Source organism: Acidithiobacillus sp. AC3 (assembly GCF_050261095.1).
GTDB lineage: Bacteria > Pseudomonadota > Gammaproteobacteria > Acidithiobacillales > Acidithiobacillaceae > Igneacidithiobacillus > Igneacidithiobacillus copahuensis.
In genome coordinates this window covers 1645077-1655259 of the sequence record NZ_CP189838.1, presented here as the reverse complement: position 1 = coordinate 1655259, position 10183 = coordinate 1645077, and the positions used below count along the sequence as shown (strand labels likewise).

The window sequence follows — 10183 nt, the reverse complement described above, 5'->3', positions numbered from 1 at the left end:
TTGTTTCCCTTTCCGATGATGCGGATTCGTCCAGTAAGATGTCGGGCGCTTGCGTCAGGTGGATGATCGGTCCGTGGCGCTTTGTCTGCTGGGCTGCCTTGCAATCACATCATATCATACTAAATATCTTGCTGTCTGATTATCTGGAGTGAGAAGGATATTTATGAGCGTATTGCTGTATGACGATGGAGAACACAAATGCGTCGCCTTTACGGATCTGGTGGAAGGGGAGGGAATCCAGGCCAACCAATTTTTGATTGTCCACCATGGTGAGGGGATGTTGCTCGATCCGGGTGGCAATCTGACTTACAAAAACCTGCTGGCTGGCATGGCCGACTATTTTTTGCCGGCCCATCTGGACTACGTCTTTGCCTCCCACGAGGACCCGGACATCGTTGCCTCGGCCAATGGCTGGCTTCTGATCACCGATGCCAAAATTCTCATTGCCCAGGAGTGGACCCGCTTTCTGCCACACTTCTGTTCCAAAGGGATGACTGCCGGGCGGGTCATTGGCATTCCCGCGCAAGGCGCCGTGGTCTCCCTCGCGGGGCAAGACTTGCATCTCATTCCTGCCCACTATCTGCACGCAGTAGGCAACTTTCAGGTCTATGATCCGCGCAGCAAGATCCTGTTTTCCGGAGATATTGGCGCCAATCTGGTTAGCGGCGAGGCGGCTACGCATCCCATCGAAGGCGCCGATGCCTTTCATGCCCACCGTGCGGCATCGGGCATGGATGCCTTCCATCGCCGCTACATGGGAGGTAACAAGGTCTGTCGACTCTGGGCACAGATGCTGCGCGGCATGGAAGTCGACTGGATCGTGCCGCAGCATGGCGCTTCTTTCAAAGGCAAGGAGACCGTCCAGGCCTTTCTCGATTGGTTTGCCGAGTTGGAATGTGGCCCCGACCTGCTGCGTGAAGACGATTTCCGATTCCCTATCCCCAACGGAGAACCGCTATGAGTCCAGAGAAATTTCAGAGGTTGTCGAGCCGGATCCACGCCGCTGCCGCCAACGTTCGCGGTATCGCCGTGATTTCCAGTGATGGAGCCATCTTGCATTACGAAGGGGAAAAGGTGGCCGACGAGCGGCTCATGGGGGTGGCCGGAGCGGCGGTAATGCGCGTGGCAGAACTTGTTGGAGATGGTCTAGCGGAATGTGCAACCCAGGAGATCATTATCCGCTGCCAGAAGCACGTCGCCCTGTTTCTCCCCCAAAGCGCTGATACCCTGCTGATGGTTGTGCTGCCCGCCGATGCGGATGTCCCCGGCTTGGGTCAGCAGATTACGGCTCTCGATGGCTGAACCGGGTGAGTGATCAGTCAGCATCTACTTTCCCGTCGCGCACTGCAGGATCCGGAAACCTCGCCTATCTACCTGAATGTCTCCAGCATGTTCAGGATGCCTTCGCATGTACGCTTGCCAGCCAGTTCGAGATGACCAAAGCGGGGTGGTGTTTCTCGATGGAGAGCCGATGGTTTTCCACTGCAACCACTACAACCGCTTCCTGCAGCTCGTGGTGGAGGACTGCCATTACATTGCCCATGAACCGATCCTGCAAGACTCTGCTACGGAGGTCATCTTCCGGCAGCTCCGAGGAATTTTTGCCAGGCACCCGGAATGGGGAAGAAAGGAGCGAACGGCCTGCGCAGAAACGCTCTATCGCTACTGTGGATTTGGTGATCTGGCCCTCACCCACGCCGATCAGAGCAAAGAGGAATGGGTAGATGTCCGCGAGGCCCATTCCCATTATGGCAGTGCCCTGCGTCTGAACTATGGCGTTCGTCGCAGCCCGGGCGAATATTTTGATCTGGGCTTTGCCATCGGCAGTCTTTCCGCCATTCAGGAGCGTCCCCTGCAGGGGGCCATGCAGCTGAGTCCTGAACCCATTTCCAAAGGTGGCGATGCTACGGTTTTCCGGATCATTCCCCGTCTGGATAGAGATTACCCGCTACAGACCCCCGCGATCACGCAGCCGGTATTGCCTGAAGGGGCAGAGCAAATCCCGCCACGAACCCAGAGTCTCCATGTAGACGAGGACGCCATCATCGCTGCCGTGGGAACGCTCCCTCTGACCGGTGACGAAAACGGCCTGATCCCGGCCTTCGGTGTTTACCTGACCCGTCACTATGCCGACTACTACAACCTCGTGTCCTTCCGTTTCGAGGAAGCATTGGCGCATGCCTTGTCCACCCACAAATACCTGGGGGAGATGCTTTGGTATGAGTATCCCAGCCTGTTCTACTACAAAGACAAGTTTGGCCACCTACAGGGCAAGGCCTTGGCGCAAACTCTGCTGATCGAAGCAGGACATATCTGCGGCTTCAACACCATGGGGGGAATCATGCGCTCCGATCCCTGGTACCAACTCATTGTCCCCCAGCTTCGTTGCAAAGAGGACTGGCTGGCCGGGATCATTGCCTGCATCAATGCCCTGGGTTGGGGAGTCTGGCGGATTACCGAGATCATCCCCAATGAACGCCTGGTGTTGCGTGCGTGGTACCCCTATGAATCACTTGGCTATCTGCGCATCTACGGTAGCTACGCCGACCATCCCATCGATTATTTGATGACTGGCATCGGTGCCTCGCTCATGAACCTGCTCTATACGGCAGATATCACCACCAAGCCGGATCTTACCCTAGACTTTTATCATCGGGTGAATCGCAGCAAGGATGGCTTTTGGGGCCGACAGACCCATTGTGTTGCCCAAGGAGACGCCTATTCCGAGGTGGTGGTGGAACGGAATTGCCTATGATTTTTTGGGTTGCTGCGTTCTGAAACGGATGGTGGGAGATATGTTCATGACAGAGCAGGTCAAGCAATGTGCGATGGATACCAAGGATGTGGTCGATCTCCTCTATAGTATTGCCAATCAGGTTGGCGTGCTGATTGGTGATAAAGGAGCGGTAAGCGTGTTCCGTTTTGCGGGCAAGCAAATGGGCAAAAAAATCGGCGAAGGCCATGCCGGTAAAAGCATCGATGAGGCACGGTCCCTGGTGTCGGACTTCTTCCGTAACAAGGAATTCATGGAAGGAGTCTGTCTGCAAGACGGCCAAGCAGAGCTTGTGGGCTGCAAGATTGGGCTCACCTTGCGTGAGCAGGGAATCCCTGCGGGCAATCACGCCCTCTGCCATTTTGGTTTTGGCCTCATTGATGGGGTCGTAGAATCCGTCACGGGTCAGAAAATCGTGACCCTGTATGTGCAGTCGGAGTATCACGAAAACGGCGTGACCTGCTCCGAAACCTGGTGAACGAGTGGGGTGTTGGGATTTGTCAAAATGGAAATGCGTTACCAAAATACGCATGATGCGGCGATATCTATATTTTAAGGGTGCGGCCCGGCCATGACCATGAATGACTTTCTGCGGTATCTGGATGATTGCGACTGCCCCTCGCCGCCCCGGCTGGCGCTGGAACTCCTCAGTTTGCTCGATCGACCGGAAGTGTCCGTCCGCGACATTGCCGAAAGGGTGCGCCGGGATCCCATCCTCGCCGCCAAGACCCTGAAGCTCGCCAACTCGGCACTATATCGAGGGTTACGTCCGGTGGTCGCCATCGAAGATGCGGTCATGCGCATCGGGCTCGCGGTGCTTGCCAGGCTGTCGATTGGTCTTTCTCTGACGCAACAGCGACCAGCCATTTCCCGTTTTTTCGATTTGCCGCGCTACTGGAGTGCCGCCCTGGTTCGCGCGACAGCCATGCAGGCGCTTGCTCGGGCTGTCGGCTCCTGGTCGCCTCCGGAACTTTTCACTATCGGGCTGCTGGCCGAAATCGGCACGCTGATTCTGGCCTGTGCCGCCCCCGAGCCCTATGGCCGTATCCTGGAGAACAGTAGCGATCTGGTCGAGCGGCTGGAAAAGGAGCAGGCCGAATTTGGCTTCGACCACCGTCAGCTTAGCGCTGCACTGCTGGCGCGCTGGGGGCTGCCCGGTTTTATGGCAGAGGCGGTAAGTTCCGATGACACCGGCGCCAGCAGTCATGTGGTACGGAGTCAGGAGCTGCGGGCCATGCTCAATATTGCACGTTGGTTTGGCGGCTATGCGGACGGTAGTTGTGTAGAAAACGCTCCACCTCCGGAGCGGCTGCTGGCCAAACTCGGACAGCACGATGACCTGATGGACAGGATCCGCAAGGAGATCGAGGGCGAGTGGCAAGATCTGACCGATCTCTTCGAGCTGGATCCGCCAGCCGATGTGCGCGGCCGATTGCAGCAGCTCACTCATCCCGACGCCCTTGCCTTGCTGAGCTCGTCGAGTATGGCCTGTCGCACGGTCCGGGTGCTGGTCGTTGACGACGACGGCGACAGCCGCGCGCTGCTTCGGCGCATTTTGGAGCCCGCCGGATATGAAGTGCTGGAAGCCACCGACGCGGAGTCGGCCATGGAGCTCATTCAACAGTTTCTGCCCCGAGTATTGATCCTGGACTGGGTATTGCCGGGCATGGATGGTCCCAGCCTCTGCCAGTGTCTGCGCAAACAGTTTGGAGGACGTCTCTATCTGTTGGTACTTTCGGCGATCATGGATGGTGGGCACGCGGTGGAGGCATTGGACGCTGGCGCCAACGATTTTCTGGAAAAACCGGTTTCCCGAAAGCTGCTCTTGGCCAAGCTCAAAAATGCGCGTGCTGCCGTTGAACTCACTCAGTCGCTCGAAGATGCCCAATTCCAGAGCCGCGAAAGCCAGCGTGAACTCCTTCTTGTGAATGAGGCGCTGCGACAGGTAGCCGCCCAGGACGATCTAACCGGTCTGCACAACCGGCGTAGTATCGACCAGTATCTCAAGGAAGCGTGGGAAACCGCACTGCGCTATGGTTTCCGTCTGGCCGTTATTATGCTCGATGTCGATCACTTCAAACGGGTAAATGATGAGCATGGTCACGACGCTGGCGACCGTGCTTTGTGTGCCCTGGCAAAAGTCCTCAAAGAGCATATCCGTAGCAGTGATCGGGTGGCGCGCTGGGGTGGCGAAGAGTTCGTTATCGTGTGCAGCAATATTGGCGCGGAAGAGGCCCAGCAGCTTGCCGAGCGGCTCTGCAGTGCGACGGAAGGACTGACCGGCGACTTCCCGTCCATCACCCTCAGCGGCGGCGTCGCTGAGCGTGCACCGGAGATGTCTGGCCCGGATGATTTGCTGCGCGCGGCCGACCAAGCCCTGTTGCAGGCCAAGCGCGACGGACGCAATCGCATCATTCTGCATGGCGAAGGTGGCAGCGCGTGATTGGTCTGATTCAGAAGGTGCTGTTGGATATGGTCCAGCAGTTGGGTGGTGACGAGGCGCTGGCGGAGGTCAAACGGCGCACCGGGCTCGCAGCGGATTTTCAGTATCGCCTCGATACTGACTACGATAACGAGGAAGTCGGCGAGCTCTTGAAAAATGCCTGCCTCGTGCTGGGCGTGGATCAGGAAGCAGCATTCCGGGCCTATGCGCAGTTTTTTCTTGCGGAAACCCTCACGCGCTTTCCAACTTTTTTTCGGCTATCGGCGGATGCTCGCGAGTTCCTGGCCCGCCAGCCAGCGATCCACAACATGCTGGCCTCGGGCCTGCGCGATACGGCAAAACGCGATGCGGTGAACGACAAATTTGCCGTGGAGGACGGTCCGGAAGGAAAATTGCTCGTCTATTATCGTTCTCCCAACCGCTTCTGCGGCCTGTACTTCGCCTTGGCCGAGGAGGTTGCCAAACACTACGGGCAGCAGGTGCAAATCGACGTTCTCCAATGTCGCAAGCGTGGCGACGCCGAATGTGCGTTTCAGCTGCAGTTTAACGCCAAGGACGGCTCGCAGTAATGGCAGGCGACCAAGATCCATTGCGCCAAGCGCTACACGAAATCAGTAATCAGCTTTGCCTGGCTGTGGACGGTCGGGTGGATTTTACCATCCGCACGCAATTTACCGATCCTGACATCGAACAACTGGTGCTGCTGACTAATTTTCTGTTGGATTCCGTAGCCCGGCTCCTCGATCGGGAACAGGCCAATGCCCGGGATCTCGATCAGCGCGTGGCCGAGCGCTCTGCCTTGCTGAAAGCCACCTGGGATACCCTGCTCGATGGTCTGATCGTGATCGACGCCCAAGGCACCATTCTGGAGGCCAATCCCGCGGCCAAACAATTGCTGGCCACAGACGATAGTCTCATCGGTCGCAACATCAAGGCGTTCATGCCAGAGCCCTACAGTCGTGAGCATGATGATTACCTGCTAAGGTATCTGCAAACCAGTGAGCAACGCGTCATCGGCGTCGGGCGTGAGGTGGAGGTGCGCCGGCGCGATGGAACACAAATACCTGTGCGCCTCGCCGTCTCTGAAATTTGTGTCCACGAACAACGCCGGTTTGTTGGCTTATTGCGCGATATTCGCGAGCAACGGGCACAAGAACGAGCCCTGGAAGAGCGCCGTCAGGCCGCCGAGGCGGCATCGTTGGCCAAAAGCCGTTTTCTTGCCAGTATGAGCCACGAACTGCGCACTCCCCTCAATGCCATCATCGGCTATAGCGAGCTGATCCTCGAGGAACTCGACGATGGCGTTCCAGCCGAAAACAGTCGCAGCGATCTCCAGGCAATCCGCGATGCCGGCCGGCATCTGCTGGGGCTGATCAATGACGTTTTGGATATGAGCCGTATCGAGGCTGGCCAGACCCGAGTGCACAGAGAACCCATCCATCCCGCCGAGCTGGCACGGGCGGTAGGGGCTGTCGCGCGACCTTTGGTCGAGGGCAATGGCAACCGCTTTGTGCTGGAGCTGGATACGCAACTTCCCCTACTCGAAACCGATAGCAGCAAACTGCGCCAATGTCTGCTCAATTTGATCGGCAATGCGGCAAAGTTTACCCAGGATGGCGTGGTTACCTTGCGCGTGCAGCGGGTAGATGACGCCGTTCTGTGGACGGTCTCGGATACCGGTATTGGTATCAGTCCCGAGGCACTCCACCGCATCTTCGATGCCTTTGTCCAGGCTGAGGACGATATCGACCGTCGCTTCGGGGGCACGGGCCTGGGCCTTGCCCTCACCCGTCAGCTGATCGAGTTGCTCGGGGGGCGGGTCGAGGTGGAGAGCCAACTGGGAGCCGGCTCGTCTTTCCACCTGTTTTTGCCGCTCTCGTCGACAGATGAAGGAGAGGGACAATGAAGCTGCTTCTCGCTGAAGATGACGCACGAAATCGCGACATGCTGAGTCGTCGCTTGCAGCGTCGGGGTTTTACCGTCATCGAGGCGGAAAATGGCCTCATCGCCGTGCAGGCATTCAAGACGCATAGCCCGCAGATCATCCTGATGGATCTGGCGATGCCCGAAATGAATGGCTGGGAGGCAATCGAGCGCATTCGCGAGTACGATCCAACGGTACCGATCATTGTGCTGAGTGCCCATTCCCTGGGGGGTGAACAGGAGAGGGCGCAGGCCTACCTGAGTAAACCCATAGATTTTGAGCCGCTACTGGAGTCCATCAAGGAATTGGTGAAGTTGTGACTTTCGAATCGATCTCACCGCAGGCACCCATTCTGGTTGTCGAGGATGACCCCGCCAGCCGTGCCCTTTTGCTGCGCCGGCTTACCCGTGAAGGCTGGGAGGCGGAAGGCGTGGCAGACGGCATGGCTGCGCTGACCTGGCTGGAGAAGCACCGGGCGGTCGCTATTCTGTTGGACATTGGTCTGCCGGGGCTGACGGGGCTCGAGGTCCTGGCTCGGATCCGTAGCACGCATACGGCCAATGTCCTGCCTGTCCTCATGGTGACAGCCTTTGATGAAGAGGACCGTCTCGCCGAGGCGCTGGCCCTCGGTGCCAACGATTATGTTGGCAAGCCCATTGACTTTGCTGCCTTGCGCGCCCGTCTTCGATCCTGTTTGAGTCTTAGCCATTCCCATCGGAAATTGCAGGAAGCACAGGCCCGTCAGGAGCTGATTTTGGCTGGGGCCAATGATGGTGTTTGGGAGTGGTTCGTGCCCGAAGACCGTGTAGAGCATTCGGCGCGCTGGAACGAGCTGCTCGGCGGCACATCTGTGGCCCGTACGGATTCCAGCGCGATGTGGCTGCAACGCATCCACCCGGACGATCGCCGTCGGGCAGAGGCCGAATGGGAGCGGCTTCTGCATACTCCCGGTCAGGCCAACTTCCACTGTGAGTACAGGATTCTTGGGGCGGATGACCGGTATCGCTGGGTACTTACCCGCGGCGGCGCCCTGCGGGCTGACGATGGATCGTGTACCTATTGCGCTGGCACGCACACCCACATCAGTCACCTGCGCTACACCAACCGGCTAACCGGCTTGCCAAATCTCGCATGTCTGTCGGACGAGCTGGCTTCCCAGGCTGTGCTCGCCAGGGCGGCGGGAAAGAGTGAGCAGGAGATCATCTTGCTGCAGCTCACCAACCTCGATGATTTTTCGGACAAGCTCGAAGGACGTCGCCGTACGGTTGCTGCGTTGGGCAGGGCCCTCGCCGAGGAGTTGCCGAGCTGTATGGTGGGTAGCGGCGAACAGTTGGAACACTTGGTGCTTTTACCGCAGTCTGAGCACGGCGGGACGGCCTCCTGCGAAGACTTGGTCCGTCGCGCCCTGGCGATTGCCAATGCAGGTTCCTCCGAGTTTTTACCGTGTACTGCGGTGGCTGGCATCGCGACGATGGCAGTGAGCGAACCGGTGCCCTCTGCAGACGCGCTCTTTGCAGCAGCCCAGTTGGCGGCGCAGGAGGCAGATGCGCTCGGAGTGGATCTCTACCACTTCGATGAAGCCCTAGAGCAACGCGACAAACGTCGTCGAAAACTGCGTCCGGAACTGGCGCCGGCGCTGCAAAGCCGCGCGTTTCAGCCCTGGTTGCAGCCCATCATCAATGGACATGGGCAGCTCGTCGGTTTCGAGGCCCTCGCCCGCTGGCAGCGCGACGATGGCGAACGTGTCTCTCCTGCCGAGTTCATCCCCTTGCTGGAGGAAACGGGGTTGATTGAAAAGTTGACCCAGCAGATGCTCGACGGATCCTTGTCGATGATTCAGGAGTGGATCCACGTTGGCTTGGTGCCAGCAGATGTCTATGTCGCTATCAACTTCCCGCCGGGACTTCTCCAGGCGCAACTTCCGGCACAGCTCATTGGGCATGTGCAGCAGCATGGACTCGCGCCGCACAATCTTTGCGTGGAAGTGACCGAGTCCACAGCCGTGACCAATCTGGAAACCGCTGGAGATTGCCTGCAGCGTTTGGGAAAGATCGGCTTTCATCTGGCGCTGGATGATTTTGGTACCGGGTATGCGTCGTTGAATGCCCTACATCGCTTGCCGTTCGATACCCTCAAAATTGATCAAAGCTTTGTGCGCGACTTTGCTTCGCAAGCAGAAGTTTGGAATTTGATCGAAGCCATCATCGCGATTGCCCGCGCCCTGAACCTGAAAGTGGTTGCCGAAGGCGTAGAAACCGTGGAACAGGCCACAGCCCTGCGCGAGGCAGGGGTGGACCGGCTACAGGGTTATCTCTTTGCCAAGCCGATGCCCCGCAATGAAGTGGAAGCCTGGTTGAGGGCTCAAGCAACGGACAACGGAGTAGGGTCATGAACACGCAATCCTGGCTGCAGCGCTGGCAGGAAAATCGGATTGGTTTTCATCGCTCCGAGTTTCATCCACAGCTATTGCGCTATTGGAGCCAGCTTGAAGCCAGTGCCGGTGGTTGGGTGTTCGTGCCCCTCTGTGGCAAGAGCCTCGATCTACTGTGGCTGGCCAAACAGGGGTACAAGGTACGGGGAGTCGAACTCAGCCCCATTGCCGTCGAGGCATTTTTCGCGGAACACGGTCTGGTACCCGACGTTGAACAGCAAGGCGCTTTTCAGCGCTACCATTGCGAGGGCATCGAAATTCTCTGCGGAGATTTTTTTGCTCTCTCGCCCGCGGATCTGGCTGACACGGTGGCTGTTTACGATCGGGCAGCGCTTATTGCCCTGCCGCCGGAGACTCGCATCGACTACGTCCGCAAGCTGCACGAACTGCTGCCAAATCGTCCTCCCATCCTGCTGATCACGCTCGACTACCCGCAAGATAACCGAGATGGACCGCCCTTTGCCGTGGGAGAAGCGGAAGTTCATGCATTATATGAACCGGCATGGGCGGTGCAAAAATTGGAAAGGCGAGACCTTCGTAGCCAGGAGGGCAAGGAGGAGCTTGCACGCTTCGACGAACTCAGTTTTTTGCTGCGTCGGAGCAAAGAATAGC

10 protein-coding genes are annotated in these 10183 nt (G+C 58.0%); all 10 read left to right on the top strand.

What is annotated here, in order from left to right; genetic code table 11:
- Positions 1-163: 163 nt before the first annotated feature.
- The 10 genes from ACQAYK_RS08380 to ACQAYK_RS08335 all read left to right on the top strand — a co-directional run bounded on the left by ACQAYK_RS08380 (position 164) and on the right by ACQAYK_RS08335 (position 10182).
- Positions 164-961: an oxygen-binding di-iron domain-containing protein gene (locus ACQAYK_RS08380; RefSeq protein WP_483167493.1), complete on the top strand. Its 798-nt coding sequence runs from the start codon at positions 164-166 to the stop codon at positions 959-961.
- Positions 958-1302: a roadblock/LC7 domain-containing protein gene (locus ACQAYK_RS08375; protein WP_483167492.1), complete on the top strand. Its 345-nt coding sequence runs from the start codon at positions 958-960 to the stop codon at positions 1300-1302. Before ACQAYK_RS08380 ends, ACQAYK_RS08375 begins: the two co-directional genes overlap by 4 nt.
- A gap of 106 nt (positions 1303-1408) precedes the next feature.
- Positions 1409-2755: a hypothetical protein gene (locus ACQAYK_RS08370; RefSeq protein ID WP_483167491.1), complete on the top strand. Its 1347-nt coding sequence runs from the start codon at positions 1409-1411 to the stop codon at positions 2753-2755.
- A gap of 46 nt (positions 2756-2801) precedes the next feature.
- Positions 2802-3251, top strand: coding sequence for a hypothetical protein (locus ACQAYK_RS08365; RefSeq protein WP_483167490.1), 450 nt, complete (start codon positions 2802-2804; stop codon positions 3249-3251).
- 93 nt (positions 3252-3344) lie between these two features.
- Entirely contained in the window at positions 3345-5216 is a 1872-nt protein-coding gene (locus tag ACQAYK_RS08360) for a sensor domain-containing diguanylate cyclase (RefSeq protein ID WP_483167489.1), read from the top strand.
- Positions 5213-5785 (top strand): heme NO-binding domain-containing protein, encoded by a 573-nt coding sequence (locus ACQAYK_RS08355; protein ID WP_483167488.1) that lies wholly within the window; start codon positions 5213-5215, stop codon positions 5783-5785. The genes ACQAYK_RS08360 and ACQAYK_RS08355 overlap by 4 nt, the downstream gene beginning before the upstream one ends.
- Entirely contained in the window at positions 5785-7122 is a 1338-nt protein-coding gene (locus ACQAYK_RS08350; RefSeq protein ID WP_483167487.1) for a PAS domain-containing sensor histidine kinase, read from the top strand. The genes ACQAYK_RS08355 and ACQAYK_RS08350 overlap by 1 nt, the downstream gene beginning before the upstream one ends.
- Positions 7119-7460 carry a response regulator gene (locus ACQAYK_RS08345; protein ID WP_483167486.1) on the top strand — a complete coding sequence of 114 codons (342 nt, stop codon included), beginning with the start codon at positions 7119-7121 and terminating at the stop codon, positions 7458-7460. The genes ACQAYK_RS08350 and ACQAYK_RS08345 overlap by 4 nt, the downstream gene beginning before the upstream one ends.
- Positions 7457-9532, top strand: coding sequence for an EAL domain-containing protein (locus tag ACQAYK_RS08340; RefSeq protein ID WP_483167485.1), 2076 nt, complete (start codon positions 7457-7459; stop codon positions 9530-9532). The genes ACQAYK_RS08345 and ACQAYK_RS08340 overlap by 4 nt, the downstream gene beginning before the upstream one ends.
- Positions 9529-10182, top strand: coding sequence for a thiopurine S-methyltransferase (locus ACQAYK_RS08335; protein WP_483167484.1), 654 nt, complete (start codon positions 9529-9531; stop codon positions 10180-10182). The genes ACQAYK_RS08340 and ACQAYK_RS08335 overlap by 4 nt, the downstream gene beginning before the upstream one ends.
- The last annotated feature ends 1 nt before the right edge of the window (position 10183 follow it).

What these genes read in the sequence shown, in the direction of transcription:
- ACQAYK_RS08380 (WP_483167493.1), top strand. Translation starts at nt 164, where the DNA reads ATGAGCGTATTGCTGTATGACGATGGAGAACACAAATGCGTCGCCTTT.
- ACQAYK_RS08375 (WP_483167492.1), top strand. Translation starts at nt 958, where the DNA reads ATGAGTCCAGAGAAATTTCAGAGGTTGTCGAGCCGGATCCACGCCGCT.
- ACQAYK_RS08370 (WP_483167491.1), top strand. Translation starts at nt 1,409, where the DNA reads ATGTACGCTTGCCAGCCAGTTCGAGATGACCAAAGCGGGGTGGTGTTT.
- ACQAYK_RS08365 (WP_483167490.1), top strand. Translation starts at nt 2,802, where the DNA reads ATGACAGAGCAGGTCAAGCAATGTGCGATGGATACCAAGGATGTGGTC.
- ACQAYK_RS08360 (WP_483167489.1), top strand. Translation starts at nt 3,345, where the DNA reads ATGACCATGAATGACTTTCTGCGGTATCTGGATGATTGCGACTGCCCC.
- ACQAYK_RS08350 (WP_483167487.1), top strand. Translation starts at nt 5,785, where the DNA reads ATGGCAGGCGACCAAGATCCATTGCGCCAAGCGCTACACGAAATCAGT.
- ACQAYK_RS08345 (WP_483167486.1), top strand. Translation starts at nt 7,119, where the DNA reads ATGAAGCTGCTTCTCGCTGAAGATGACGCACGAAATCGCGACATGCTG.
- ACQAYK_RS08335 (WP_483167484.1), top strand. Translation starts at nt 9,529, where the DNA reads ATGAACACGCAATCCTGGCTGCAGCGCTGGCAGGAAAATCGGATTGGT.